This is a genomic window from Streptomyces sp. NPDC107550 (assembly GCF_055639095.1).
In genome coordinates this window covers 148,124-174,110 of record NZ_JBVKBC010000008.1, presented here as the reverse complement: position 1 = coordinate 174,110, position 25,987 = coordinate 148,124, and the positions used below count along the sequence as shown (strand labels likewise).

General features: G+C 71.7%; 21 protein-coding genes. 14 read left to right on the top strand and 7 right to left on the bottom strand.

Annotated elements, in window-relative coordinates; translation table 11 throughout:
* The first annotated feature begins 76 nt into the window (after positions 1–76).
* Positions 77–3,151 (top strand): alpha-mannosidase, encoded by a 3,075-nt coding sequence (locus ACZ7LY_RS14295; RefSeq protein WP_471624865.1) that lies wholly within the window; start codon positions 77–79, stop codon positions 3,149–3,151.
* A 139-nt stretch (positions 3,152–3,290) separates the two neighbouring features.
* Here the strand turns inward: ACZ7LY_RS14295 and ACZ7LY_RS14290 are convergent, their stop codons facing one another.
* Positions 3,291–4,238, bottom strand: a complete 948-nt coding sequence (locus tag ACZ7LY_RS14290) for a MerR family transcriptional regulator (RefSeq protein WP_471624864.1) — start codon at positions 4,236–4,238, stop codon at positions 3,291–3,293.
* Positions 4,239–4,466: 228 nt separating this feature from the next.
* On the opposite strand from ACZ7LY_RS14290, the gene ACZ7LY_RS14285 reads away from it, so the two are divergent.
* From ACZ7LY_RS14285 to ACZ7LY_RS14250, 8 genes are all read left to right on the top strand, one after another.
* Positions 4,467–5,696 carry a metal-dependent hydrolase family protein gene (locus ACZ7LY_RS14285; RefSeq protein ID WP_471624863.1) on the top strand — a complete coding sequence of 410 codons (1,230 nt, stop codon included), beginning with the start codon at positions 4,467–4,469 and terminating at the stop codon, positions 5,694–5,696.
* Between the two features lie 360 nt (positions 5,697–6,056).
* Entirely contained in the window at positions 6,057–7,721 is a 1,665-nt protein-coding gene (locus tag ACZ7LY_RS14280; protein ID WP_471624862.1) for a hypothetical protein, read from the top strand.
* 132 nt (positions 7,722–7,853) lie between these two features.
* Complete coding sequence (locus ACZ7LY_RS14275; RefSeq protein ID WP_471624861.1) at positions 7,854–9,524, top strand: AMP-binding protein; 1,671 nt, start codon at positions 7,854–7,856, stop codon at positions 9,522–9,524.
* Positions 9,521–10,120: a GNAT family N-acetyltransferase gene (locus tag ACZ7LY_RS14270; protein WP_471624860.1), complete on the top strand. Its 600-nt coding sequence runs from the start codon at positions 9,521–9,523 to the stop codon at positions 10,118–10,120. The genes ACZ7LY_RS14275 and ACZ7LY_RS14270 overlap by 4 nt, the downstream gene beginning before the upstream one ends.
* 38 nt (positions 10,121–10,158) lie before the next feature.
* Positions 10,159–10,851 carry an alpha/beta hydrolase gene (locus tag ACZ7LY_RS14265; protein ID WP_471624859.1) on the top strand — a complete coding sequence of 231 codons (693 nt, stop codon included), beginning with the start codon at positions 10,159–10,161 and terminating at the stop codon, positions 10,849–10,851.
* A gap of 89 nt (positions 10,852–10,940) precedes the next feature.
* Entirely contained in the window at positions 10,941–11,897 is a 957-nt protein-coding gene (locus tag ACZ7LY_RS14260; protein ID WP_471624858.1) for a cupin-like domain-containing protein, read from the top strand.
* Positions 11,898–11,911: 14 nt separating this feature from the next.
* The gene (locus tag ACZ7LY_RS14255) at positions 11,912–13,147 is read left to right on the top strand and encodes an ATP-grasp domain-containing protein (protein ID WP_471624857.1); all 1,236 of its coding nucleotides are present in this window, start codon (positions 11,912–11,914) and stop codon (positions 13,145–13,147) included.
* Between the two features lie 78 nt (positions 13,148–13,225).
* On the top strand, positions 13,226–14,452 hold the full coding sequence (locus ACZ7LY_RS14250) for an ATP-grasp domain-containing protein (RefSeq protein WP_471624856.1): 1,227 nt from the start codon (positions 13,226–13,228) through the stop codon (positions 14,450–14,452).
* A gap of 113 nt (positions 14,453–14,565) precedes the next feature.
* On the opposite strand, the gene ACZ7LY_RS14245 is transcribed toward ACZ7LY_RS14250, so the two are convergent.
* The 3 genes from ACZ7LY_RS14245 to ACZ7LY_RS14235 all read right to left on the bottom strand — a co-directional run bounded on the left by ACZ7LY_RS14245 (position 14,566) and on the right by ACZ7LY_RS14235 (position 18,333).
* Positions 14,566–15,051, bottom strand: coding sequence for an ANTAR domain-containing protein (locus tag ACZ7LY_RS14245; RefSeq protein WP_471624855.1), 486 nt, complete (start codon positions 15,049–15,051; stop codon positions 14,566–14,568).
* A gap of 362 nt (positions 15,052–15,413) precedes the next feature.
* Positions 15,414–17,366 carry a beta-N-acetylhexosaminidase family protein gene (locus ACZ7LY_RS14240; protein WP_471624963.1) on the bottom strand — a complete coding sequence of 651 codons (1,953 nt, stop codon included), beginning with the start codon at positions 17,364–17,366 and terminating at the stop codon, positions 15,414–15,416.
* Between the two features lie 361 nt (positions 17,367–17,727).
* On the bottom strand, positions 17,728–18,333 hold the full coding sequence (locus ACZ7LY_RS14235; RefSeq protein ID WP_471624854.1) for a TetR/AcrR family transcriptional regulator: 606 nt from the start codon (positions 18,331–18,333) through the stop codon (positions 17,728–17,730).
* 93 nt (positions 18,334–18,426) lie between these two features.
* On the opposite strand from ACZ7LY_RS14235, the gene ACZ7LY_RS14230 reads away from it, so the two are divergent.
* The 3 genes from ACZ7LY_RS14230 to ACZ7LY_RS14220 all read left to right on the top strand — a co-directional run bounded on the left by ACZ7LY_RS14230 (position 18,427) and on the right by ACZ7LY_RS14220 (position 20,293).
* A complete protein-coding gene (locus ACZ7LY_RS14230) occupies positions 18,427–18,849 on the top strand; it encodes a nuclear transport factor 2 family protein (protein WP_471624853.1) in 423 nt (140 codons plus the stop codon).
* On the top strand, positions 18,849–19,703 hold the full coding sequence (locus ACZ7LY_RS14225) for an NAD(P)H-binding protein (RefSeq protein ID WP_471624852.1): 855 nt from the start codon (positions 18,849–18,851) through the stop codon (positions 19,701–19,703). The genes ACZ7LY_RS14230 and ACZ7LY_RS14225 overlap by 1 nt, the downstream gene beginning before the upstream one ends.
* Positions 19,704–19,771: 68 nt before the next feature.
* Positions 19,772–20,293 (top strand): P-loop nucleotide/nucleoside kinase family protein, encoded by a 522-nt coding sequence (locus ACZ7LY_RS14220; protein ID WP_471624851.1) that lies wholly within the window; start codon positions 19,772–19,774, stop codon positions 20,291–20,293.
* An 11-nt stretch (positions 20,294–20,304) separates the two neighbouring features.
* On the opposite strand, the gene tpg is transcribed toward ACZ7LY_RS14220, so the two are convergent.
* The 3 genes from tpg to ACZ7LY_RS14205 form a co-directional block, all read right to left on the bottom strand.
* On the bottom strand, positions 20,305–20,862 hold the full coding sequence (tpg, locus tag ACZ7LY_RS14215) for a telomere-protecting terminal protein Tpg (protein WP_471624850.1): 558 nt from the start codon (positions 20,860–20,862) through the stop codon (positions 20,305–20,307).
* 12 nt (positions 20,863–20,874) lie between these two features.
* The gene (tap, locus tag ACZ7LY_RS14210) at positions 20,875–23,112 is read right to left on the bottom strand and encodes a telomere-associated protein Tap (protein WP_471624849.1); all 2,238 of its coding nucleotides are present in this window, start codon (positions 23,110–23,112) and stop codon (positions 20,875–20,877) included.
* Positions 23,113–23,300: 188 nt separating this feature from the next.
* Positions 23,301–24,293 (bottom strand): trypsin-like serine peptidase, encoded by a 993-nt coding sequence (locus ACZ7LY_RS14205; RefSeq protein ID WP_471624848.1) that lies wholly within the window; start codon positions 24,291–24,293, stop codon positions 23,301–23,303.
* 337 nt (positions 24,294–24,630) lie between these two features.
* Between ACZ7LY_RS14205 and ACZ7LY_RS14200 the strand changes: the two genes are divergently transcribed.
* On the top strand, positions 24,631–25,215 hold the full coding sequence (locus ACZ7LY_RS14200; protein WP_471624847.1) for a sigma-70 family RNA polymerase sigma factor: 585 nt from the start codon (positions 24,631–24,633) through the stop codon (positions 25,213–25,215).
* A complete protein-coding gene (locus ACZ7LY_RS14195) occupies positions 25,212–25,967 on the top strand; it encodes an anti-sigma factor (protein ID WP_471624846.1) in 756 nt (251 codons plus the stop codon). The genes ACZ7LY_RS14200 and ACZ7LY_RS14195 overlap by 4 nt, the downstream gene beginning before the upstream one ends.
* Positions 25,968–25,987 lie beyond the last annotated feature (20 nt).

Below are 25,987 nucleotides of genomic sequence, written 5' to 3'. Positions count from 1 at the left end.
CTTCCGTACGACGAACAACACGAGCACCACCCGCACCACAGCATCACCGCACCACCCCATCGAAGGAGACCTCCCCATGCATGACGACCGCGGACTCGTCGAGGCCCGCCTCAAGCGGGTGCTCGACGAGCGCATCCGGCCCGCCGTGTATCCCGCGTCCGTGCCCCTGGACATCGCCGTCTGGGAGGCGCCGGGCGAGCCGGTGCCCGTCGCTGAGGGCCTCGCGGCGCCGACGACGCCCGCGGCGGTGGGCGATCCGTGGGGCCGGCCGTGGGGCACGAGCTGGTTCACGGTGACCGGGACCGTGCCCGCCGCGTGGGCGGGGCGGCACGTCGAGGCGATCCTCGACCTCGGCTTCGACACGAACATGACCGGCTTCCAGTGCGAGGGCCTCGTCTACCGGCCCGACGGCACCCCGGTGAAGGGCCTGAACCCGAACAACCAGTGGGTGAGCGTCGGCGCGCCGGTCGAGGGCGGCGAGGAGATCGAGTTCCGTATCGAGGCCGCCTCCAACCCCGTACTCCTGGACTACCACCCCTTCCAGCCCACCCAGCTCGGCGACATCGAGACCGCGCACCGCGACCCGCTGTACAAGCTGGCGCGCATGGACCTCGCGGTCTTCGACGAGACGGTGTGGCACCTGGTGATGGACCTGGAGGTGCTGGGCGAGCTGGTGGCGGAGCTGCCGGCCGACTCCGCCCGGCGCTACGACCTCGTACGCGCCGCGGACCGGGCGCTGGACGCGATCGACCTCCAGGACGTCAACGGCACCGCGCAGCAGGCGCGTTCGTGCCTGGCGAACGTGCTGGCGACGCCTGCCGAGCCGTCCGCGCACACGATCACGGCGGTGGGGCACGCGCACATCGACTCGGCCTGGCTGTGGCCGCTGCGCGAGACGGTCCGCAAGGTGGCGCGTACGACGTCGAACATGACGGCGCTGCTCGAGGACGAGCCGGACTTCGTGTTCGCCATGTCGCAGGCGCAGCAGTGGGCGTGGATCAAGGAGCACCGGCCCGAGGTGTGGGAGCGGGTGGTGGCCGCCGTCCAGGAGGGCCGGTTCGTGCCGACCGGCGGGATGTGGGTGGAGGCCGACACGAACATGCCGGGGTCGGAGGCGATGGCCCGTCAGTTCGTGCACGGCAAGCGGTTCTTCCTCGACGAGTTCGGGGTGGAGAACGACGAGGCGTGGCTGCCGGACACCTTCGGCTTCGCGGCCGGTCTGCCGCAGATCATCAAGGCGGCGGGCTCCAAGTGGCTGCTGACGCAGAAGATCTCGTGGTCGCAGGTGAACAAGTTCCCGCACCACACCTTCCTGTGGGAGGGCATCGACGGCACGCGCGTCTTCACACACTTCCCGCCGGTCGACACCTACAACTGCTCGATGAAGGGCAGCGAAATCGCCCACGCGGCACGGAACTTCAAGGACAAGGGCGTCGCCTCGGTGTCGCTCGCGCCGACCGGCTGGGGCGACGGCGGCGGCGGCACCACCCGCGAGATGGTCGCCAAGGCCGCACGGCTCAGGGACCTGGAGGGTTCCGCACGCGTCGAGTGGGGCACGCCCGCCGCGTTCTTCGAGAAGGCGCAGTCCGAGTACCCGAAGCCGCCGGTGTGGGTGGGCGAGCTGTATCTGGAGCTGCACCGGGCGACGCTGACCAGCCAGGCCGGCACCAAGCAGGGCAACCGGCGCAGCGAACATCTGCTGCGCGAGGCCGAACTGTGGGCGGCGACGGCGGCCGTGCGGGCCGGAGTCCCTTACCCGTACGAGGAGTTGGACCGGATCTGGAAGACGGTGCTGCTGCACCAGTTCCACGACATCCTGCCGGGTTCGTCCATCGCCTGGGTGCACCGCGAGGCCGAGGCGACGTACCGGCGGATCGCCGGGGAGCTGACCGCGATCATCGAGGACGCGCAGCGTGCGCTGGCGGGCGAGGGCGGGGTGCCGCTGGTCTTCAACGCGGCCCCGCACGCCCGGGACGGCGTGCCCGCGGGCGGCGCGTCGCCTGCCGTACGGGCGGACGCGGCGCGGGTCACCGAGGGCGAGGACGGCACGCTCGTCCTGGACAACGGGCTGCTGCGGGTGGTCGTGGACGGCGACGGCCTCGTCGTCTCCGCGTACGACATCGCCGCGCGCCGGGAGGCCATCGCGCCGGGCACGGCGGCGAACCTGCTCCAGATGCACCCCGACTTCCCGAACATGTGGGACGCATGGGACGTCGACGCGTTCTACCGCAACACCGTCGTCGATCTGACGGACGCCGACGAGGTGACGGCCGTCGAGGACGCCGGGGACGGGGTCGCGGCGGTGCGGGTCGTGCGCTCCTTCGGCTCGTCGAAGGCGACGCAGGTGCTGAGCCTGCGCCCGGGTTCGGCCCGGCTCGACATCGACACGGAGGTCGACTGGCACGAGACGGAGAAGTTCCTGAAGCTGGCGTTCCCGCTGGACGTGCACGCCGAACGGTACGCGTCGGAAACGCAGTTCGGGCACTTCTACCGCGCCACGCACACCAACACCTCATGGGAGGCCGCCAAGTTCGAGGCGTGCAACCACCGCTTCGTGCACCTGGAGGAACCGGGCTGGGGCGTCGCCCTCGTCACGGACTCGACGTACGGACACGACGTGACCCGGGCGGTGCGGGACGGCGACGACGCCGGTGCCGGCGCCGGGGACAGTGACGGCGGGTACGCGGACGGCGGTACGACGACGACGCTGCGGGCCTCGCTGTTGCGCGCCCCGCGCTTCCCCGACCCGGAGACCGACCAGGGCACACACCGCTTCCGGCACGCGCTGGTGCCGGGCGCGACGATCGGCGACGCGGTCCGCGAGGGCTGGCGGGTGAACCTGCCCGAGCGTGTGGTGACCGGCGCGGGCGAGGTCGCGCCGCTGGTCGCGGTGGACGACGACGCGGTCGTGGTGACGGCGGTGAAACTCGCCGACGACGGCAGCGGTGACGTGGTGGTCCGCTTCCACGAGGCTCACGGCGGGCGGGCCCGGGCAGTCCTGACCCCGGGCTTCCCCGCGGCGGACGTGGTCGCCACTGACCTGCTGGAACGCCCGCTCCAGGGGGCGGAGCCCGAGCCGGTGACCGAGGGCGGGGTGCCGGTGGGGCTGCGCCCGTTCGAGCTGCGGACGCTGCGGTTCCGTAGGGGCTGATGCCGTACCGCAGTATCAGGGGCCGCCGCCGACGATCCTCCCGTCGGCGGCGGCCCCGTATCCCGCGACGCCGCCTCTCCGCGCCTCCGCGCCTCCGCGCCTCTGCCGGTCCGTGCCTCCGGCGTGACGGCCGCCCGCGCTACACGGGTGACACGTCGCGGTGCTTGCGCAGGGCCTCGATGAGCCAGGGGTGCACGGGGACGAGGTCCGGTACGACCTGCCAGCCGTTGACGGTCCACACCAGCCGCCAGTACCGGTCCACCTGCGGATCGTGTCCCGCTTCGAACCGCTCGGCCAACCAGCTCCGGAACTCCGCGTCGGGGGTCCGCGCGAGCGCTTCGGCGTAGCGGCGCACGATGCCGTCGACGACGGGTGCGGCCTCCTCGCTGAGCGGGGCGATACCCGCCCGCCGCGCCGCGGTCACCGTCTCCCGGGCGAACCGGGTCACGTCCTCGCCCGCCTCGCTCTCGACGGGGAGCGGCCGTCCGGTGACCTGCCAGGCGGCCGTCCGGCGCATGCGCTCCCGGAAGCCCTCGTCACCGACCAGTTCCAGCAGTTCCACCCATGCGGCGACCTGCTCGCTTGACGGGTCGTCGGGGAGGTCGGGGACGGCGGCGCGCACCAGGGCCGCTTCGGCGGTGGCGGCCTTGTCGGTGCCGAACGTGCCGTGGACGAAGTCGTCCATCAGACGGCGGCGTTCCTCGCCGGTCAGCCGGGTGAGCCTGTGCATGAGTGTGATCTCCTCGGGGTCGGTGGCGCGTCCCGCCGCGACGCGCAGCACGCTCCGGCGCAGTCGAAGTACGCGGATCTGGGCGTCCAGGGCGTCCGCGTGCGCGGCGGCGACTTCCGGCACGGAGACCTGGCGGTCCAGGACCGGCCGGATCGTGGCCAGGTCCATGCCCAGGTCGCGCAGTGTGCACAGAAGTTCCAGACGGAGCAGTGCGTCGAGGTCGTAGAGCCGGTATCCGGCGGGGCTTCGGGTCGTCGGGGTCAGGACCCCCGTGTCCGAGTAGAAGCGGATGGTCCGCACGGACAGGCCGGTCCGGCGGGACAGCTCCCCGATCGAGTAGAGGGTCATGGTGTCCACGCGGCACACTCTGCCGCCTCCACCCACTGGAGACTCAAGCCGGTTTCCGGTTTCCGGTTTCCAGCAGGGCCCTGAGGCGTGCGGTCGCCGGCGGCGGGTGTGCCGGGCGAGGGCGCGGCCCGGTGCGCGGCCCGTCCCGGTCGGGTGTCCGATCGGATGTCTGCGATGGCGGGGCGGCGCGGGGGTGCGTAGCGTCGCTGGAGGTGATCAAGCGCTGAGGAGGACGGTGTGGCCACGCTCTTGACGGGTGCCGCGGTGTGGGACGGCCTGGCCGACGGGCCGGGGCGCCCCCGGGACGTCCTGGTACGTGACGGGCGTATCGCCGAGGTCGGCGAGGAGATTCCGGCGCCGGACGGGGCCGAGGCCATCGACCTGTCCGGGCACACGGTGACGCCGGGCTTCATCGACTGCCACACGCACGTCACGATCCAGCCGCTGCTCGCCCCGGCGCTCACCCAGTCGGAGGCCGCCCACGCGCTGCACGCCCTGCCGGTGCTGCGGACGATGCTCAGGAACGGGTTCACGACGATCCGCGATCTCATGTGCCCCGACCTGGGGTTCACCACGGTCGCCCTGCGCGACGCGATCGCCTCGGGCCTGATCGAGGGGCCGCGCATGCTCGTGGCACCCCACATGATCTCGGCGCGCGGCGGGCACGGCGACTTCAGCGCGGTCGTCGACGGGCAGTTCCAGGGGCACCGGCGGCTGCTGGAGCTGTCCGCCGCCGACGGCTGCGACGAGATCCGCACTCGGGTGCGCACCGAGATCCGCGGTGGCGCGGACTGGATCAAGTTCGGGGCCTCCGGCGGGTTCTCCAGCCCCTCCGACGACCCGGCGCAGACCACGTACAGCCAGGAGGAGATGGACACCCTGGTGGCGACCGCGCGCGACCTGGGCGTGCCCGCCACCCCGCACGGCTACGGGGACGAGTGCGTGCGCCGCGCGGTACGGGCCGGGGTGCGCAGCGTCGACCACGGCAACCTGGCCTCCAAGGACACCCTGCGGATGATGGCCGGCGAAGGGGTGTTCCTGGTGCCGACGCAGTACACGATCCTGGACGACGCGCGCCGGGCCGACGACGACGCCTACTGGGCTGACAAGCCGCTCTACAAGCGCCGCAAGTTCCAGAAGTACCGCAAGGCGCTGCTCGACAGCGCGGAGGCGGTCGCCGGCAGTGACGTGAAACTCGCCTTCGGGACCGACGCCGGCATGTTCCCCCACGAGGAGAACTGGCGCGAGTTCCCGATGCTCGTCTCCACCGGCATCACCCCGGCGCGGGCGCTGCGGGCGGCGACCAGTGTGGCGGCGGAACTGCTGGGCCTGGACGACGTGGGCGTGATCGCGCCGGGCAGGTCCGCCGACGTCATCGCCATGCCAGGGGACCCGTTCTCCGACATCGAGGTCACCGGCAGGGTCGACTTCGTGATGAAGGAAGGCGTCGTCCACAGGCGTCCGTGAAGGCGTCCGTGACCCGCGGCGGACGTACGCGAGTTCGAGCCGCAGTGGCGGTTCTCCCGCTGTCCCGCACCCCGCCGATGGTGTCTCCGGCTCGGGCCGAAAACACACCGTCGGCGGCTACGGCCGAAAAATGCGTATACGCCGCCGCGTGCCGTCGTCACGATGAATGAGTTACCCCCCGTCGCACAGCGCAGCAAGTTCTGTGGCACCAATAAACGGCTCACCCGGAACAGGCGATGGTCTGCGCGCCTGTGGCCAGGACAGGAGGGCGCCGTCGTGCGTGTGCAGGAAGCGTCGAGCTGGCTTCTCGGAGAACTCACGAACCATGGTCGTATTCCTTTCGGTCTCGCGTGTCGGAGGTTGACTTCCTGGGAGTCCCTGCTGGTCCAGCACGTCCTTGGACGGACCGACATCGACATCACCGAGGCCCCGGACCTCGCCGCCGGGCGTATTGCGATAACCCGCTCCGCGCTCTGCGGAGTCTCCTTCTGGGAACCCGGCGAGCCGCCGGAATCCGGTGCTGATCCGCTCGCCTGGATGCGGGTTCCGCCCGAGATCCTCGACATGGTCGACGAGGAGGAAAAAGCCGCGCGGGCGCGAGAGGCCGCCGAATTCCAGGAGGTCGACGCCATTCTCGACGGATGGCGGCGCACGGGCGAACTCGACCGCAGGCTGGCCCAGCTCGCCGACTGGGTGGAACGCGTGGAGACCGTCTACGTGTTCGTGGGACGCGAGGTCTTCTCGAAGTCCGACGCCGGCAGCAACACGCTGACCCGCGAGGGCCGCCTCGTGGCCCTGCGCGAACGGCCGCTCGACGACTGGACGGCGGCCGACCGCTTGTTCGTGGTCCTCGCGCACTGCCTGTTCAGCAGCGGCCGATCGGTCCGCTTCGAGGAGTTCAACGGGACGCAGTTGTCGGTCACCGGCCTGCGCCAGTTCCTTCTGGAGCGGCACGCCGCCTACTGCGCCGCGCTCGGCCGCGCCGCCGCCGTCCCGGGCGGACTGCCGCTGCCCCGGCTGGCCGAGGAGGTACGTGTCCTGCAGTACGAGGTCGACCGGCGCGCGCCGCTGATGCGCTACCGCCGGATCAACGGCCTGACCTTCGTGAAGAAGGAGTACCTGGCCGACTTCCCGCTCCCCCGCGACCCCCGCGTCCTGCCGGAGCTGGTCGCCCGCCACGGCCGCGCGCACCTGGGCGTCGAGCCGTCCGGGCACGCCCGGACGGACCTGCGCTCCCTGGTCACCGCGGCCGCCCGCCGCGACGCCGAGGGCGCGGGCAGCGGGCATGGCGCCGTCGGTGAACTTCTCGCGGCGATCGTGCTCTCCGCCGTCCACGCCACCGAGTCGGACTACGGCATGTCCAGCTCGGTCCGCGACCTCACCCGATTACGAGGCGCCCGCCCAGGCGGCCCCGAGGGCGTTCTGACGCTCAAGAAGGGCGACTTCTTCTGCTGCTGCCTCCCCCACACCACCCGCATGGCCGCCGCCGGCGAGGAGACCGGGCCCATCCTGTGGCGGGCCGCGCAGCGCATGATGTACAACCGCTGGCACTTCGCCCCCGGCGAGTTCGACCGCGAGGACATCCCCGGGAAGCGGCACTACTTCTTTCCGCCGCAGGTCCCCGACATCGCCGCGCACGCCGAACACCACCACGGCGGTCACGTCGCCTCACGGGTGCGCTACTCCATCCGCGCGCCGGGCGCCCAGGTGTGGCATCCGCCGTTCACGGTCTTCGGGCACGGCTTCCGCGGCTGCTACGACATCCGGCTGGTACGCATGGAGGGCCCCGCCTACACCCTGCGGGACCTGCGCGAGGCCGTACGCCACTGCTCCCTCGTGGACGAGCTCTGGCGGACGCTCGCCGACGGCGTGCAGCACGGCACCCTGCCGGTGCGGGCGATGGCCGGCTTCGACCGGGACTGGTACGCGTCCAAGGGCTGGGAGCGGCTGCACGCCCACACCCTCGCCGCCGGCGCCCCGGCGGCCCGCGCCCCGGCCGCCGGTGCGCTGCCCGTCGCCGGGTGACCGCCCTCCCGTAGCGGCCAGGAATCCGGACCCCGATGCCGCCGCCACCCGCGCCGACACCACCCGCGCCCACGCCGCCCGTGCCCACCGCCCGTTGCCCAGGAAGCCTCTGACCAGGGGGAAACAACCCACATGCGCGAACAGACCGCCGGGCCCGCGTCGAGCCCGCCCGCCCCGGTCGCCGATGTCATCGACCTCGTCGCCCGGACCGTGTGCCAGGACACCCGGCACCGCTTCCATTACCGGGACGCCCAGACCCTGCGCTCCCTGAGCCTGGCCGAACTCGACGCGGGGGCCCGACGCGTGGCCGCCCGGCTCAGCGCGCTCGGCGTCCGCCCGCGTGACCGGCTCGGCGTCATGGCGCACAACCGCGTCGAGTGGGTCCTGCTCGACCTCGCCGCGCTCAAGCTCGGCGCCGTGACCGCCGCCATCGAGCCGGGCCGGCACGAACCGGCGGCCATGGCCCGCGACCTCGGGCTGCGCCTGCTGTTCACCGACGACCCGCGCCACGCCGAAGAGGCGGTCGCCGGTTCGGTGGTGCAGGGCGTCACGCAGGTCCTCGCCTGGGCCCTCGACCCCGAAGGCCCGGGCGAGCTGCCGCCCCACCCCGGCTACGACCCGGCCGACATCTGCGCGATCAAGCAGACCTCCGGGAGCACAGGGCCGCCCAAGAGCATCGAGGCCACGGTGGCCAGCACCAACCGGTCGATGCTCGCCGTCCAGGAGATCTTCGAACACCGCGACGGCGACAACCTCCTGGTCTTCCTCCCGCTCTACTTCCTGCAACAGCGCTTCTGGATCTACTCCGCCCTCACCTACGGCCATGACGTCACCCTCGCCGACCGGGGCAGCGCCGCGCAGACCGCCCGCGCGGTCCCGCCGACCGTGATCATGGGCGTGCCGGGCTTCTACGAACAGCTCATGACGCGCCTGGAGGCCGAAGGCGACTGCTCCGACCTGACGAGCAGGGGCGCGGCGATCCAGCGGGCGCTCGGCGGGCGCGTCCGCTATCTGTGGACCGGCTCCGCGCCGGCGGGACGCAAGATGCTGCACTTCTTCAACGACGCCGGTGTCCCTCTCTACGAGGGCTACGGCCTCACCGAGACCTGCATCGTCTCCAAGAACCATGCCGGCGCCTTCCGGATCGGCAGCGTCGGCAAGGTCCTGCCGCACAAGCGGGTCCGTTTCGACAAGGACGGCATCCTCATCGTCGGCGGCGACGCCCCGCTCAACACGCGCTACGCCGCCTGCCCGCCCGGCGCGAGCGAGAAGACGTTCCTGCCCACGGGCGAGGTGAAGACCTACGACCTCGGCCATGTCGACGAGGACGGCTATCTGTACATCGACGGCCGGGTGGACGACATCGTCTCGCTGAGCACCGCGCTCAACATCCTGGTGCCCGCCGTCGAGGAACGCGTCCGCGACCTGCCCCAGGTGCACGACTGCGCCGTCTTCGGCGACGGCCGCCCCTACCTCGCGGTAGTCGTCTCCCCCGCCGTCCCGGACCTCGACGAGGACGGCCTCGCCCGCGACCTGACCGCGCTGAACCGTGAACTCCGCTTCGATCAGCGCGTCTACGCGGCCGTCGTCGCGAGCGAACCATTCTCCGTAGGGAACGGCCTGCTCAACGCCCAGTACAAGCTGGTGCGCTCCCGGATCGGCGCGCGCTACGCGGACGATCTGGACCGCGCCTACGACAAGCATCCCCTGTGCAACGACGGCACCCTGGGCGAAGCACCCGTACTGGTGACCCCCGCGGCCGGCGAGCCGCCCCGAGAGCAGACGGAGGGACCTAAGAAGTGAGCTGGGAGGAACTGGCCGGCATCGAGCCGGCCAACGACCGGGTGACCTTGCGGCGCGTCCGCGTCACCGACACCGAGGCGTTCGCACGGATCGTGTACGAGCCCGAGATCTGGCGCTACTTCGTACAGCGCATCGAGACCCCCGCCGACCTGCACGCCTTCATGGAGAGCGCCATCCGGGACACGCTGACGGGCACGCGCATCGTGTTCGCCGTCGTCGACAACGCCACCGGCCGCATCGTGGGCAGCACGGCCTACGGCAATCTGGCCCCGGCCGACCGGCGTCTGGAGATCGGCTGGTCCTGGCTGTCCGCGGGCGCCCGCGGGACGGGCGTCAACCGGGCGACCAAGCTGGCCCTCCTCGATCACGCCTTCGACGTACTCGGCTGTGAGCGGGTCGAGTTCAAGACGGACGTGCTCAACGAGCGGGCGCGCGCCGGACTCGCGGGCATCGGCGCCGTCGAGGAGGGGGTCCTGCGCAGCTTCAACTTCATGCCGGGGGGCCGCCGCCGCGACGTCGTCTACTACAGCATCCTGCGCGACGAGTGGCCCTCCGTACGCAAGGACCGCTTCCAGGAGGCAGGCGCCGCAAGGTGAGCCCCGTACCCGCGTCATCCCGCCCGCAAGGAGGTCCCGTGCACCGCGACTTCGTCTTCGAGGCCGACGCCGAACGGCTGGCGGCGACCACGGTCGGCGGCGACGAGGGCACCGACCCGGGAGTCCTCGTCCTGCACGGCCTCGGGCCCACCACGACCCGGCACCGGACGCGCTATCTGCTCGACGCGCTGGCGGCGCACGGGCACTCCTCACTCACCTTCGAGTTCTCCGGCAACGGCGACAGCACCGGCGAACTCAGCCGGTCCACCCTGCGCCGGCGCCGCGCCGAGACCCTCGCGGCGGCCGGCCTGCTCGACAAGACCCGGCCGCCCGTGGTCATCGGCACGAGCATGGGCGCCCACCTGGCCGCCTGGACCGTCCCGGAGCTGCGCCCGCGCGGCCTGGTCCTGTTCTGCCCGGCCACCTACCCCGCGCACGCGATCGACCTGCCCTTCGACGGCAGCCTGGTGCGCCCGGCGCGGCATCCCGACTCGCCCGCGTACGCCGCGCTGCGCGACTTCGAGGGCGACCTGCTGATCTTCGGCGCGGGCCGGGACGAGGTGTGTCCGCCCGAGGTCGTCGACGGCTACCTCGCCCACGCCACCCGCGCCCGGTCCGTCGACGTCGTCCGCCTGGAGGACTGCGGCCACTTCGTCCACGACTGGCTGCCCCACCAGGAGTCCTTGCGCAAGGACGCGGTGGCGAGGCTGCTGCGTCTGCTCGCCGCCTGACGCCCACACGGGAACCAGCGCGCCCGCCCGCCCACGCATCAGCGCCGCCCCGCCCACCCCCGCACCCGCGCACCGAGAGAGGCATCGCCATGCAGCAGAACGAGCCGAACTTGCTGAAACGGCAGGACATCGACGCCCTCCGCACGGTCGAGGCGGCCTTCCACTCCGGCCCGCTCGCTGAGGCGCTGGGATCGGCCCCCGAGCTGGAGCGCCGCCGCGGCCTGACCCGCGAGGAGTTCGACCGGGAGTACCGCTCGCAGGGGCGCCCGGTCGTGCTGGAGGGCTACGCCGCCGACTGGCCCTCCGTACGCGGCTGGACCTTCGAGAACCTGGCCGTGCGCTGTGCCGACGTGCCCGTCACGGTGGACAGCTACTCCAGCAGGTCGGCCCGCAGGACCACCTTCGGCGAGTTCGTCCGCCTGCTGGACAAGAACGCCGACGGCGGCTCCCCGCTCTATCTCCAGGAGTGGTACTACCAGACCATCGCCCCGCAGCTCGCGCCGGACATGCCCGAACTGGACATCGCGCAGTACGACTTCCGGCGGGACCTGTACGGGGAGGCCGCCTCGGCCAATCATCAGCTCTGGATCGGCCAGCGCGGCGGCGTCACGCGGCTCCATCAGGACTCGTACTCTGTCGACGTGATGCATGTGCAGATCGTCGGCGAGAAGCTGTGGCACATCATGGGCCCCGACGCCGAACTCCTGCCGGGGCCCGGCGGCGAGGCGCGGATCGCGGACCTGTGCGCCGCGCCCGGGACGCGGCTCATGCGCTTCGTGCTGCGGCCCGGTGACGTGCTCCACCTCCCCGCCCGCTGGTTCCACCGCATCGAGCTGCTCAGCGACTCCATCGGGCTCGGCCGCAAGGCCCTGGACAGCGCGAACCTGCAAGCCCATGTCCGCCAGCGCGTAGGGGAACTGCTCGCGCTGGCCCTGAACCCCGACGAACTGAAGGTCACCCACTCCGAGTTGTTCGACGTCGTCGTCGCCAGGGCCCGCGCGCTGGCCGACCGGATGGACATCGACCTGTCCCGCTTGCGTCAGTGAGGTAGACAACGTCCATGAGGCAGCGCAACATCCTGGTCGTCGGCGGCATCGGCGGCCAGGCCCACGAACTGGCCAAGGCGACCGCCCTCGGGGTGCGCCACTCCATGGTCCAGGTCCCGGAGTTGGCGAGCGACGAACAGGCCGCGCGCACCGGGCGGTACGCCGTCCTCGGCTACCGCGACCCGGACGCGTTCCTGCCGGTGGCCCGCGACTGGCACGCGGCGGACCCCTTCGACGCCGTGGTCTCCTTCACCGAGTACGGCCTGGAGCCCGCGTCCCGCGCGGCTGTCGACCTGGGCGTCGCCGGCGACAATCTCGCCGCTGTCCTCGCCACCCGCGACAAGACGCGGACCCGCGCGCTGCTCGACCGGCACGGGCTGAGCCCCGTACGGCACCGGGTGTGCCGGTCCGCACAGGACGCGGGGGACTTCCTGGCCGAGATCGCGGGCCCGATCGTCCTGAAGCCGACCGCCGGCGGTCTCAGCGAGGGCGTCTACGTGGTCGAGTCCGCGCGGCAGCTCGCCGAGCGGTGGGCCTGGACCACGGCGGTGTCCGGGCCAGAACCGGTGCTGGCCGAGGAGTACTTGAGCGGGCCCGAGTTCAGCGTCGAGACGATGTCCCGGCACGGCGGGCACCAACTCGTCATGATCACGGAGAAGTTGACCACCGACTTCCCCGGTTTCGTGGAGCTGGGCCACCAGAGCCCGGCCCGCCTCGACCCCGGCGCGCACCAGGCCGTCGAGGACCTGATCCTGCGGTTCCTCGACGTCATCGGGCAGCGCACGGGCCCGGTCCACAGCGAGGTGCGCCTCACGCCGGACGGCCCGCGTCTCATCGAGGCGCAGACCCGCGTGGGCGGCGACCAGATCTGGGAGATGTGCCAGATGGTCACCGGCTGCGACCAGATGACGGAGACCATGTGCGCGCTGCTCGACCTGCCGGACCCGCCGCGCGTCCCCGAGGCGCGCGGCGCCGCCATCCGCTTCTTCTCGTACGAGAACACGCGCGTCCGGCAGGTCGAGGGAGTGCCCGACGCGGAGCGCGCCCCGGGAGTCGTCCGCGTGGAGTGCTCGCTGCGGCCCGGTCAGGAACTGGGCCCGCTCCTGTCCTCCGCCGACCGGCAGGGGTACGTCCTGTGCGCGGGCGACAGCACGAAGGACGCCGTCACGAACGCCGAGGCGGCGCGTGAGCTGGTCCGCGTGGACCGCGAACCGCTGCCCGCCGCGCCGACCCGCCGAAGCACCACATGAGCGGGGCCGGGCGGCCCGTCAGGCCCCGCCCGGACCCGCCCGGACCCTTCGGACCCGCACTGAGCCAAGTGAGGAAGCATGCGAATTCTCGTGTCCGGCACCAACAGGATGTGCCATGACCGCCTCCGTGCCCTGGGACACGAACTGGTCCTCTTCGTCCCCCGGGGCAGGGCACGGCCCGAGGACGCGGTGGGCCTCTACACGCACGTCGTCATCCTCGACGACAGCGCCGCCCCCGACCTGTGGGCCGACGTCGCCGAGTCCCTGCACCGCCGTACGCCTTTCGACGCCGTCGCCGCGTTCAACGAGCACACGTATCCGATCGTGCGCGCCGTCAGTGACCGACTGGGCGTCCCGACCACCGTCGACGTCGATCTGTACGAGCGGGTGGTGGACAAGGCGCGGATGCGGGCCGTCCTGGACGAGCACGGCATCCCGAGCTGCCGGTACCGCTTCGCGCGCGGGCGGCAGGCCGTCCTGGACGCCATCGAGGACATCGGCCTGCCGTGCATCGTCAAGCCGGTGGACACCGAGGCCAGCATCGGCGTGTCGTATGTCGGCGCGGCCGAGGACGTCGAGGCGGCGCTGCGCCGGGTCGGCCCGCATCATGTCGAACGCGGGGTGGTGGTGGAGGAGTTCCTGGACGGCGAGGAGTACAGCGTCGAGGCGATCTCCGTCGGCCGCGAGCACCGTGTCGTCGCGGTCACCCGGAAGTTCACCGACCCGGAGACGTTCGTGTCGCGGGGGCATGTGGTGCCCGCGCCGCTGACCTCCGACGAGTACGACGCGGTGTCCGCGTACGTCGTCCGGGTCCTGGACGCCTTCGGCTTCCACGACTGCCCCTCGCACACCGAGGTCATGCTCACCTCACGCGGGCCCCGCATCATCGAGATGCACAACCGTGTCGCCGGGGACGCCATCATGGACCTCGTACGCCTCGCCACCGAGGTGGACCTCTACGACCTGATCGCGCGGCAGAGCATCGGGGACGACGTCGCCGCGCTGCTGCCCGCCGAGATCGCCCCCGTGCGCAGCGCCGCCGTCTGGTACGCGGCTCCGTCCGGGCCGCCGACGCACACCCTGCTGAGGGTGGAGGGGGTCGAGGAGGTCCGCGAGATGCCGTACGTGGACACCGTGACGCTGCTCCAGGAACCCGGCAGTCCCCAGCCCACGGTCCGTCAGAACTTCGACCGCTCCGGCCTTGTCATCGCCGTAGGGGAATCGCCGCAGGAGGCGCTGGCCCGTGCCCGCGCGACGACCGGGATGCTGCGCTTCGTCTACACATGGAGCGCGCCGGAGGTGTGAGCCGCGCCCGCTTTACGGAGACCGCTACACGCGGGGAACGGCGCAGCCGGCGCGTCCCGGGGCCGAGGTGCGGCGCGGCCGATGGCGCTCTTTGCACGCGCAGGACGGCACCTTCATCGCGTGACCGGGCTCCGTCTGCTCCTGTCCACGGGTACCCCGGGCCGGGCCGCGGGGCCGGCGTGCGGCCTCCCGGCCGGGCGATCGGTCCCCCGGCCGGGGCCGGGGACACCGTCCACGCCGACGCGCGCCGGCCGGGAGCCTCCCGGGGGCGCGCTCAGGCGGCGGATGGCCCTCTGTAATTGCACCCGCTCCTCCACAGGAAGGTCGCCGCCTTGGGCGAAGTGCAGGACGCGCTCGGCGACCAGCCGGAGTTTGACGTTGCTCCGTTGTGAGACGTCCAGCAGGACGCGCCACGCCTCCTCCGGGGAGACCGCGGCTATGACGACGACCACGCCGATGGCCTGGTCGATGGTCGCGTGGGAGGAGACCGCTTTCTCCAACTGCTGGTTCTCCGTGGAGAGACGGTCGTACTCATGGACCAGATCACCTACGGAAAGCAGAACAAGCGGATTGTGCTGAGAAAGCGCAAAGAAGGCCATGCCTTGGTCACCGATTCCCGAGAAGCGCGAGCCGTGCCTTTCCACCGTGCCAAACATCCCCGGCCCCCGCTACCCGACTCTCCGGCCGGCACATCGGGTGACCAGGAGAAACGGCAGAACCGCTCGAAGTACTTCCGCGGTGATCCGCGCGGTCAGGTATTGCCGCACTTTCCGGCACAGCTCTTCCCTCACCCCCCCACTGAGGTAGTGACAGGTAGGGGTGCTGAAAACAGTACTGGGTCAACTGGCCGTCCTGGTTTCACACGAGGCCCCGCCCGCTCCTTACCAGGAACGGGCGGGGCCTCGCGGTGCGCGGAGGGGCACGGGTCCTCACCCGTGCGTCACCCGGGCGAGCGGGCGCGTCACATCGTCGGCGCCTCCTCGATGAAGGTGTCGAGGACTCCGTCGGCGACCTTGACCGGGCCCTGCGGCCGGGTGGTGCCGGGGATCGTCCTGATGGCCGCGGCTTCCTTCGCCAGCCGGGCCGCCTTGTCGAAGTCGGCCTTGCCGCTGCCGGGGCGGTCCGATTCGGCACGCATGCCGTCCAGGGAGCTCCGGAACGAGGCACCCCACAGGTCGAGGGCGTCCAGCCAGGGTTTCGTCTGCGCCAGGAACGCCTGGTTGTGCTTCATCCCCGTACGGATCTGCCGGGGCGCGTCGGCGAGCTGGTCGGCGTACGCGCCGAGGGTGCGCAGGGCGGCCTCGCGTCCGGTGCGGCCGCCGCCCCATGCCTTCTTGAAGTCGGCGATCCTGGCGGCGAGTTCGGGTGCCTGAGGCTGCCAGGCGGTGGGGCCGAAGGTCGGTGCCAGGTGTTCGGTGTCGAAGAACGCCAGCAGGGCCCGCGCCGTGCGCTGGTCGCCCCCGGCCAGATGGTCGGCGGCAGCTCGCCACGTACGAACCGGGTCGTAGTCGTTGTCGTTCCAGGCGAAGGAGGCGCCGCCCATGAGCGCGACCTTGCTGGGCTGGGCCTGGTTCATCGGGTTGAGCACGATGCCGTTCAGTGCGTCGTGCAGACCCGCTTCGCGCTTGTCGTAGGGGGCCATCAGGAGCCGGCCCTCGGTCTGGCCGAAGTCGTTGACGGGGTAGTTGTCCCAGAGGAACACCTTGCGGCCCCAGACCTTGGCCGCCGCGTCGGCGTCCGCCTTCGAGATCGACGGAGGCACGACGTCCGTGCCCGTCCACTGGACGACGACCTTCCGGTCGAGCTGCTCGCGCAGCACCTTCTTGTACGCGGAGTCCGCCGTGTCGGAGTACTCCGTGGGTACGAACTGGAGCGGCTCGGCGCCCTTGTGCGTGTCGATGAACTCGCGCTGGACCGCGTTGAGCAGGTCGGTCTGCGCCTTGCCTGCGGCGGCCCGGCCCGGGGCGCCGTACTTGGTCTCGTCGCCGGCGCAGTTCCACTTGGTGTAGCTGATGTCGTCGAGTGCCACGTAGAAGCTGCGGGCGCCTTGCTCGTACAGGGTGCCCATCTTCTTCTTCATGGCGTCGAGGTCGCCCGGGTCGCTGTAGCAGATCGACAGGCCCGGGGACAGGGCGTAGGTGAAGCCGACGTGGTGCTTGCCGGCCTCCTGGATCAGCTCGCGCAGGGAGGCGAGCTTGTCGGCGGGGTAGGGCTCACGCCACTGGTCCCGCAGGTACTTGTCGTCCTTGGGCGTGTAGATGTAGCTGTTGGCCTTGATCTCACCGTAGAAGGCGAGCTGGTCGAGGCGGTCGCTGTGCGACCAGGGAGCGCCGTAGAAGCCTTCGATGCTGCCGCGCAGCGGCATGCTCGGGTGGTCGGTGATCGACACGGACGCGATGGTGCGCTTGCCGGTGACCAGCTGGCGCAGGGTCTGGGCCGCGTAGTACACGCCGTCGCCGTCGTTGCCCGCGAGGACGACGCGGTCGCCGCCCGGTGCCTTCTTCGTGACGAGCGAGTAGCCCTCGGGCACCAGGGTGCCGGGCACCGTGCCGCCGGCGTCACGCAGCGCGGAGGCCACGGCAGGGTCCTTGATGGAGCCGACGACGACGTTCAGCGCGCCGTGGGCGGGCGGCTTCGGGGCGCCCTGTCCGGCCTTCGTCGTCGTGATGTGGCGGACGCCCGCCGATGAGAGGGCCCGCTCGACGACGGCCGTGGTGGCGGCGTCGACGTTCTCACCGACGACGATGTTCGCCCGTCCCCTGACGTGGATCTCCTTGCCGGCCGCTGTCATCCGCTGAGGAGTCGGGGTGACGACGGGCAGGGTGCCGCGCTTCGCGGCGGCCGCCTGCTTCCCGGCGGCCGGGGCCGGGCCGTCGAGCGCCTGGGCGGGGGCGGCGAACGCGCCCATGGCCATGATCAGTGCGGTACCCACGGACAGTGGTCGGAACGCGCGGGGGAAGCGGGCGGGACGGGGAACGGGGCTTTGCTGGACGGGCCGTTGTGGAGCGGGGCTCGGGCGAGAGGGACGTTGGTGAGCAGACATCGGCAGTGTGCCTCCACGGCTTTGTGGATCGTCGCCCGTCAGCGACGAGTGCGGTCTAGACCACCACCAGGGCATGTTTTATGTCAACTTCGCACTAAAATACTTAAGTTCAGCAATGTGACTGAATCACCCGACTTATGAGTGGGCCTCAGGTCAACGGCCGAGCAGCAGCCCACGCACCCGCCGATGTACCCCACACGCTTCCGTCGCCCCCAGGTCTGGCAGTCGCCCCTCACCTCCCTCCGCCCGGACCACGGGGTTCCAGGGCTCTGGCGGTGAAGGCCGCCAACCGGGTTCGCATCTGCTCGCGCGTCATCCGCTTTTGCCCGACGAGGTGTTCGACGAGGTCGGCGCGGACGGCGGCCAGTAGCGCGTGTGCGGTGAAATCGCTGTCGGCGTCGGCGAGTCCGGGGATCTGCTCCAGTGCGGCCCGAAGCGTGCTGTGCCACTGCTCGTAGTGTTCCGCGGCGTAAGGGCTGTCGCCGCCGGTGCCCTCCAGCGCCAGGGCGAGGTGGCGGTTGTCGATCTTGAAGCGGAGCAGGGCGTCGAGGAGGGCGGGTACGCGCTCCAGGGGCGGCGTGGTGGGCCCCAGAGGTGGCGGCCCCTCTTCGACGGCGAGTCTGATCGGCGCGAGCCGCATCTCGTAGAGCGCGTGGATCAGGCCGGTGCGGTCGCCGAAGCCGCGGAAGAGCGTCGCCTTGCCGACGCCGGCCGCTGCCGCGATGTCGGCCATGGTGATGGCCTCAGGGCTCCCACCACGGGCGAAGAGCGCGTCGGCAGCCGCGAGGACGGCCTCCCGGTTACGAAGGGCGTCCGCGCGTGGCTTGCGTTCGGGCATGGGGTTCCTCCCATTGCAAAGCGGACCCCGGGTCCGTATCGTCGAACCCGCGAAACGGACTCAGGGTCCGTATCGTACGGGACGGAGCACCCCATGAGCACGAACACCGCACCGGCAGAGCTGTACCGACACGGCCTGCGAGCGCTGCTGGACAAGGACATTGCTGCCTGGATCGACCTGTGGGACGAGAACGGGATCTTCGAGTTCCCGTTCGCGCCGGACGGCTGGCCGAAACGGCTGGAGGGCAAGGCGGCCGTCGCCGCCTACATGCGTGACTACCCCGACCGCATCGACCTGCACGACTTCCCCTATGTGGAGATCCATCAGACCACCGCCCCCGAGACCATCGTGGTCGAGATGCGCGGTGTCGGCCGCCTGGTGGACACCGACAGCCCCTACGACATGTCGTACATCGCCGTGGTCACGGTCAAGAACGGTCTCATCACCCACTACCGCGACTACTGGAACCCGCTCGCCCTCCAGAACCCCGCCACTCACTTCGCCAGGAGCAACTGATGACCGAATCCCAGAAGTTCACCCTGGTCATCGGGGCCACCGGCACCACCGGGAGCCGCGTCGCCGCCCGGCTGGGCGCCGCGGGCCTGCGCGTCAAGGCCGCCAGCCGGCGTGCGACCCCGGTCGGCGGGGCCCGCCCCGTACGGTTCGACTGGGACGACCCCGCGTCCTTCGAGGATGCGCTCGAAGACGCGGACCGGGTCTATCTCGTCCCGCCTGTCGGCTCTCCGGATCCGGCGGCCGTCATGCTGCCCTTTCTCCGGCAGGCCCGCGCCGCGGGAGTCCACCGCGCTGTCTTGCTCAGCTCGTCGGCGATCCCCGCCGGCGGGCCTGCCGTGGGACAGGTCCATCAGGCCCTGCCCGGCCTGTTCTCCCAGTGGGCGGTTCTGCGGCCCTCGTGGTTCATGCAGAACTTCACCGCCGACCACGCGCACGCCCGGACCATCCGAGCGGACGGGACCATCCGGACGGCGACCGGCGAGGGCCGTGTGGGGTTCGTCGACGCCGACGACATCGCCGCCGTCGCCGTGCACGCGCTGACCGAGGCGCAGGCCCCGAACACCGACCTGATCATCACCGGGCCCCAGGCCCTGAGCTACGGCGACGTCGCCGCCGTCCTCACCCAGGTCACCGGCCGGACCATCACCCACCGTCAACTGACGTACGAGCAGATGCGTGACCGCCTGGCGGCCGACATGCCCGCCGAGTTCGCCGCGCTTCTCGTCGGCCTGGACCACGCCATCGCCGAAGGTGCCGAGGACCGCACCACCGACACGGTCCAGCGCCTCACCGGCCGCCCGCCGCGCACCTTCCGCGCTTTCGCGGAACGGGAGTTGAGCGGAATCCCGAGTTGACCCGAATCCGGAGCTGACCTGTCACCGGGAGGTGTGCCCGGGGCCCGCACGCCGCTAGCGTCAAGCCCATGATCGTATGGCTCAACGGCACGCACGGCGCGGGCAAGACGACGACCAGCGCACTCCTCCAACCGCTGATTCCGGACTCACGGGTGTTCGACGCCGAGAAGGTCGGCGAGACGCTCATGGACATCAAGCCGGGGCTGCCCGCGACGGACAACTTCCAGCACTGGCCGCCGTGGCGGCCCCTCGTGGTCGAGACCGCCCGGCGCATCCTCGACTACACCGGCGGCACCCTGGTGATGCCCATGACCGTCCTGGTCGAGGAGTACTGGCGCGAAATCAGCTCGGGTCTCGCGGAGCACGGCATTCCGGTCCGGCACTTCGTCCTCCACGCCGACCAGGACACCCTCCGCGCGCGCATCGCGGGCGACACGGTGATCGGCCCCGACTCCCCGTTCCGGCTCCAGTACTTGAGGCCCTACGCCGAGGCGGCCGGCACCTGGCTGCACGCCGAGGCCGAGGTCGTCGACACCACGCACCTCACCCCCGCCCAGGCCGCCCAGCGGATCGCCGAGGCCGTCAAGTAGCGGGCCGGTGCCTACAGTTCGAACTCCAGGTGCTCGATGTCCGTGAAGCGGATCTCCTCCAGGGAGCCGGCGCGGCGGCCGCCGTCCTGGAAGTAGACCTCCTTGAGCGCTTCGGCCGCGATCTGCTGGAGCTGCTGCTCGGTCGCGCCGGACTCCTGGGCATCGAAGAGGCGGGCGGCGTGCGTGGGGGGCAGGCCTACGGTGAGGTAGCGCATGCGGTCCTGGTCCGTCGTGCCGATGGGCGCGGTGTAGCCCATGCGGGCGCGGACGTCGATGACGATGCCGTCGGTGGTCGCCGCCTTCTGGCGGGCGCGGGCCCGTACCTGCGGCTGCCAGCGCCTCTTCACCTCGTGTTCCATGCGCGCGGCGAGGTCCGGGCGGGGCTTCTTGATCTGGTCCTTCACGTACCGCTCGACCGTGCGCTGCGAGATGCGCAGCATCTGGGCGACCGCCCGCGTGCCCTTGAGCTGCCTGACCAGATACCGCATCTGCGCGCCCGCGCTCTTGGGCGCGGGCCGCGTGAACGCCTTCTGCACGGCGGCGTCGAGGCCGTCCCCGAACAGGCTCATCGTCGCCTCCTCCTACTCTCCGTTGTCGGCGTCGGTGCCGTCCTTGATGTACCGGGCGAGGTTGAGGTCGGGGGCGTCGAACCGCTCGCGGACCTCCTCGCCCCACAGGACGCTCTGCGTCCCCTCCCACTTGACCAGGCCGGGGTTGACGCCGAGCTTGAAACCGCCGGGCAGCGGCTTGCCCTCGCGGTAGGGCAGGAAGTCCAGCGGGGACGGCCCGGCGGCGGCGTAGACGACACAGTCGGACAGGATCGCCACCGGGTACTGGCCGGTGAAGGCGGCGTGCTTGACGATCTTGCGGTGGAGGTTGGTGCGCGTACGGGAGATGACCGCCGCCCGGATGTCGGGCCGCCACGTCGGCCGGGCCAGCGCGCGCCACGGCTCCCCCGGCCGCCAGCCCTCGCCGCGCGGGCGTTCGCGGAGCTTGCCCAGACCGCCCTTGACGGTCGCCTTGATCGCGGAGACGACGACCGCGAGTTCCGGGTCGCGGTCGCGGTAGCCGTTCATCGCCGTGAGGAACTCCTCGGGCGGCAGGTCGGCGGCGACGCCGAGGTCGGCCATGGTGGCGAGGTAGGCGTCGCGCAGCCGGTTGTACCAGCCGTCCAGGTAACGGCCGTTGTCATGGCGCACCCACGCCTCGACGGGTCGTACCTCGTAGCCCAGTTCGGCCGCGTACGCCACGGTCGGGGTCGCGTACCAGGCCGGGCCATCGGGCCGCTCGCCCTTCGGTGTGAACGGGCTCGGCAGCAGCGCGCCGTCCAGTTCCACCCACTCCTTGCCGACCTTCACGCGGGACAGGTCGACGTGCGAGAGGTCGACCAGCCAGGAGCCGGGGAGCTTCGGGTCGAACGCGGGGTTCGTGACGTGGGTCGCCGCCCCGAGTCCGACGGTGAGGCCGTTGGCGCCGGCGGCGAAGGCCATGTTGACGTCGATGCCGACCAGATGGCGCAGGGTGCATTCGGCGTCGGTCATCGGCCGCGCCCAGTCGTACGCCTCCTCGAACAGCTTCTCGCCCGGGCCGCGTACGTGGAAGCGGGGCAGGTCCTTGAGGACGGGGTGCCCGTCGGGGGCCTCGCACGGCGCCGGGTCGACCGGGTCCTTGCCGAGGGAGCCGGGGTTGTGCGCGGAGTGCCGCTTGCCGTCGGCGTCGGGCTCGGAGGCGCGGGTCGGCGGGTGCAGGGCGGTCATCAGCTCCAGGCCGGTGACGGCGGTGGAGCCGCGCGGTGTCATCACGCGCGTGGCGTACGTGCCGAGGACGCGGGCGAGTTCGGCGGGCGGGAGGTCCGCGGCCGCGCCCCAGTGCCGGGTGTCCAGCGCGTTCCAGGACGGGACGCACAGTTGCACGCAGGCCCGCTCGGAGCCGGTCGCGGGCCGGTAGATCCGCGCCCACGGGCCGAAGCCGCGCTTGGTCAGCTTCCACTGCGCGCGCTGGAGCTGCTTGACGACCTTGTGGCTTTCGGGGATCCGGCCCGCGTGCTTCTCGTCGTCCGTGAGCGTGACGGGCAGGCCGTAGCGCTCCAGCGCGGCTTCGGTGAGCACGAGCAGCGGGTCGGCGTCCTTGCCGGGGCCGGACAGGCGCGGCTGGCCGAGCTTCGCCTCGCTGAGCGTCCACTCCACCAGCGACGGCAGCGACTTGGCGGGTACGTCGAGGACCAGACCGCCGGCGCAGTACGCGACCACGTTCCCGTCGACGGCGTCGACGACCGCCAGCGGGCCGTTCTCGAAGCGGGGGTCAGGGGCGGCGGCCGCCGCCGGGGGCGAGGCCGGGGCCGCCTTCTTCGCGCCCGGGCGGCGGGGGGTCGCCGGTGTGGGGCGCGCGGTGCCCGTGGGGCGGGATGCGGCGGCGGGGACGGCGCCGGGCGAGGTCTCGGGCGCCGGCTCGAGGGCCTGGGCGGCGGCCGGCGGGGCCTCCGTCTGGGCAGGGACGTCGGCGACCGGGGCCGGTGCGGGGGTAGCGGCGGCTGTGGCTGTGGCGGCGGGAGCGGAAGCGGGCGGCTCCTGGGGCGCGGGATAGAGCTGCGCCAACTGCGCCAGCAGCCGCGCGTACGCCTCACGTTCCGGACCGCGCGGCTCGGTCGGCTTCTTCACCGACTCCCAGGCGGACACCGTGGCCCGTCGTACCTTCAACGCCCCGGCCACGTCGTCCAGCGTCAGCCCGTGCGCGACGCGCAACCGTTTGCGCTCCTCGGCGGACGGCAGCGGGGCGCGCGAAGCGACCAGCGCGTCCACCGCCTCGAACAACTCCGACATGCAGCACCTCCCACCGCGCACCCTACCTTCGAACCGTACGGACACCGCATATGGACCGTACGTGTCGCGTACCCCGGGGGTTCCCGGGTCGGCCCGCCGACGGCTCTCGCGTAGCGAAGGCCGTGGCGGAAGCCGTAGCGAAACCGACAGCGAAGGGCTGAGCGGACGTCAGAGAGGTGCCGAACGAGTCATCCGGCGGTCTTCGCCTCCTTCAAGAGACGTCCGAACGTGTTCGGGGTGAGGCGTGCGAAGTGCAGGGACTGGGAGACATCGCGCCCGTTCGCGTCCTGCTGCGGCGCGCCGTACGTGCATACGCCGACGACGTTTCCGCGCGGGCCGAAGAGGGGCCCACCGCTGTGGCCGCCCCGCCCGGCGCAGTTGTCCGTCTTGAACCCGACCGGTTTCACGACGGTGTCCTTCTTCACTCCGGCGACGCAGTAGAACATCTCCGTACCGGAGAATTTCTTTCCGCCGGTGGCCGGATATCCGAAGGTCGTCCCCCGGACGGGCCCACGATTCGTCGTCTGGACGGTCTTGTACGCCTTTCCGAGCGTGCCCGCCAGCGTCTTGCCGGTGGCGGACGGGGCGACCTGCATGACGGCGATGTCGGATCCGGCCGTGCTGACGTAGTCGCCGTCGTCCCCCTTGGCGTAATCCGCGAGGACGAACCACTTCTTGACGGTCCACACGCCGAACGGCTTGTCCGGGGTCTTTCCGTAGAGGTCCGGGACGAAGACCATGTCCTGCTGCGGTTGCGAGGCGTCGCCGTCGCGCAGGACGCAGTGCGCGGCGGTCAGGACGAGGTTCCCGCCGATGGCCGAGCCGGTACAGGTGTTGTCCTTTCCTTTGGTGGTGAAGGCGACCTTCCCGACGCCGCGTTCCATTCCCCGGGAATAGGGCAGGGACGGCCGCCCGTATCCGATTCGGTCGCCGCCCGGGGTCAGGACCTTGCCCGGGGGCGGCAGGGCGTCGTCGTCGATCGCGTCGCTGACGGGATTCGTCAGACGGTCGTCGGTCCAATGCGCCGTCGCGGCCTTCATCTGTTCGGGTGGCACGGTCCGGACGAGGACCTTCCCGTCGCTTCCGGGTGACAGGTCTCCCGCGTCGGCTGAGGCGGGCGCCGTGAGGGAGACGGCCGCGATCGACACGGCGGCGGCCGTGACGGCAGTAGCGTTACGCAAGGCTCGCATGGGGGGGGGTGCTCCGGTAGGGGTGAGCGGTTCGTCGCCGCTCACTGCTGAGGGGCTGGAGGAATGCGTCCATCACCTTGCCGCTCTCGCCGCCCAGAACGTGGCATTCCCGGCGTGGACATACCCGGACGAGGTACGTGTGGCCTACAGCCGTTCGTCGGTTCACCGGCCTCGCCCCGCGCGGGACCGGCGGGCGCCGTCGCCGCATCCGCCGCCCGCTCCGCTCCGGAAGCAGCGAGGAGGAGGTGCCTTCCTCTGGCCAGCCGACCAAACCGGAGGCGTGCCGGCTCCGGATCACCTTCGTAGACCACCGACCCCGGAGGACCCCGTGAAAGAAGCCGTGCATATCGGCAGGTATGCGTCCGCAGAGCCCGATCTGCAGGAGTTGGTGGGGCAGGTGGCGCTCGGGGACGAGGGGGCGTTCGCCTCGGTGTACGACCGGGTGGCGGGCCCGGTGCTGGGGACGGTGCGGGCCGTGCTGCGGGACCGGGCGCAGTCGGAGGAGGTGGCGCAGGAGGTGCTGGTCGAGGTGTGGCGGACGGCCCCGCGCTACCGGCGTGAGCTGGGCACCGCGATGAACTGGATCCTGACGCTGGCCCACCGGCGCGCCATCGACCGGGTCCGTTCCGTGCAGGCCGCGTCCGCCCGCGATCACAAGGCGGCGCTGCTCGACCACACGCCCGCCTTCGATCAGGTCTCCGAGCAGGTGGAGGCCCGTCTCGAACGGGAGCAGGTGCGGCGCTGTCTGCGGACGCTCACCGAGATCCAGCGGCAGGCCGTCACCCTCGCCTACTACCGGGGGCTCACCTACCGGCAGGTGTCGGAGGCGCTGGCCGTGCCGCTCGGCACCGTCAAGACGCGGCTGCGGGACGGGCTGATCCGGCTGCGCGACTGCCTGGGGGTGACCGCGTGAGCACCGTCGACCCGCACACCCTCACCGGCGCGTACGCGCTGGACGCGCTGCCCGGCGACGAGCGCGCCGCGTTCGAGGAGCATCTCGCCGGCTGCCCGTCGTGCGCCCAGGAGAGCGCCGAACTGAGCGCCACCGCCGGCCGGCTGGGGCTCGCCGTGTCCGTCGTACCGCCGGTCGAGCTGCGCGAGCGTGTGCTGGGGCAGATCACTTCCGTACGGCAGGAGCCGCCTCGGGAAGCCGCGCGGGTCCGGCCCGGGCGCACCGGGGCTCGCAGGGGCCGCGCCCTGTCGCGCTGGGCGCTCGCCGCGTGCCTCGCTGCGGCCGCCGCCCTGGGGGGAACCGCCGCCTGGGAGCACCGGCAGGCGACCGACGCCCGCGAGCAGAGCGCCCGCGCCGAGCAGCGTGCCGAGCAACTCGCCGCGGTCCTCGCCGCGCCCGACGCCCGTACCGGCTCGGCGACGATGCACGGCGGCGCCACCGGCATGGTCGTCGTGTCCGAGAAGCGGGACCGGGCCGTGTTCGCGGCCTCCGGGATGAGCCGGCCGCCGCGCGGCAAGGTGTACCAACTGTGGTTCGACGACGGCGGCACGATGCGTCCCGCGGGGCTCATGGACGCCGACCGGCCCGACCAGGCCGTGCTCCTGGAGGGCGGGGTCGGCGGGGCGTCCCGCATCGGCGTCACCGTAGAGCCCGCCGGGGGGTCCGAGCGGCCCACCAGCGCGCCCATGATGCTGATGGGTCTTCCGGCCTGAACGCGCTTCGGGCAGCCGCC

Excerpts from the sequence above, each read along its gene's own strand:
- ACZ7LY_RS14260 (WP_471624858.1), top strand. The coding sequence starts at position 10,941 with ATGCAGCAGAACGAGCCGAACTTGCTGAAACGGCAGGACATCGACGCC.
- tpg (WP_471624850.1), bottom strand. The coding sequence starts at position 20,862 with ATGAGCCTGTTCGGGGACGGCCTCGACGCCGCCGTGCAGAAGGCGTTC.
- ACZ7LY_RS14220 (WP_471624851.1), top strand. The coding sequence starts at position 19,772 with ATGATCGTATGGCTCAACGGCACGCACGGCGCGGGCAAGACGACGACC.
- ACZ7LY_RS14230 (WP_471624853.1), top strand. The coding sequence starts at position 18,427 with ATGAGCACGAACACCGCACCGGCAGAGCTGTACCGACACGGCCTGCGA.
- ACZ7LY_RS14225 (WP_471624852.1), top strand. The coding sequence starts at position 18,849 with ATGACCGAATCCCAGAAGTTCACCCTGGTCATCGGGGCCACCGGCACC.
- ACZ7LY_RS14295 (WP_471624865.1), top strand. The coding sequence starts at position 77 with ATGCATGACGACCGCGGACTCGTCGAGGCCCGCCTCAAGCGGGTGCTC.
- ACZ7LY_RS14275 (WP_471624861.1), top strand. The coding sequence starts at position 7,854 with ATGCGCGAACAGACCGCCGGGCCCGCGTCGAGCCCGCCCGCCCCGGTC.
- ACZ7LY_RS14235 (WP_471624854.1), bottom strand. The coding sequence starts at position 18,333 with ATGCCCGAACGCAAGCCACGCGCGGACGCCCTTCGTAACCGGGAGGCC.
- ACZ7LY_RS14245 (WP_471624855.1), bottom strand. The coding sequence starts at position 15,051 with ATGGCCTTCTTTGCGCTTTCTCAGCACAATCCGCTTGTTCTGCTTTCC.
- ACZ7LY_RS14240 (WP_471624963.1), bottom strand. The coding sequence starts at position 17,366 with ATGGCCATGGGCGCGTTCGCCGCCCCCGCCCAGGCGCTCGACGGCCCG.
- ACZ7LY_RS14250 (WP_471624856.1), top strand. The coding sequence starts at position 13,226 with ATGCGAATTCTCGTGTCCGGCACCAACAGGATGTGCCATGACCGCCTC.
- ACZ7LY_RS14255 (WP_471624857.1), top strand. The coding sequence starts at position 11,912 with ATGAGGCAGCGCAACATCCTGGTCGTCGGCGGCATCGGCGGCCAGGCC.
- tap (WP_471624849.1), bottom strand. The coding sequence starts at position 23,112 with ATGTCGGAGTTGTTCGAGGCGGTGGACGCGCTGGTCGCTTCGCGCGCC.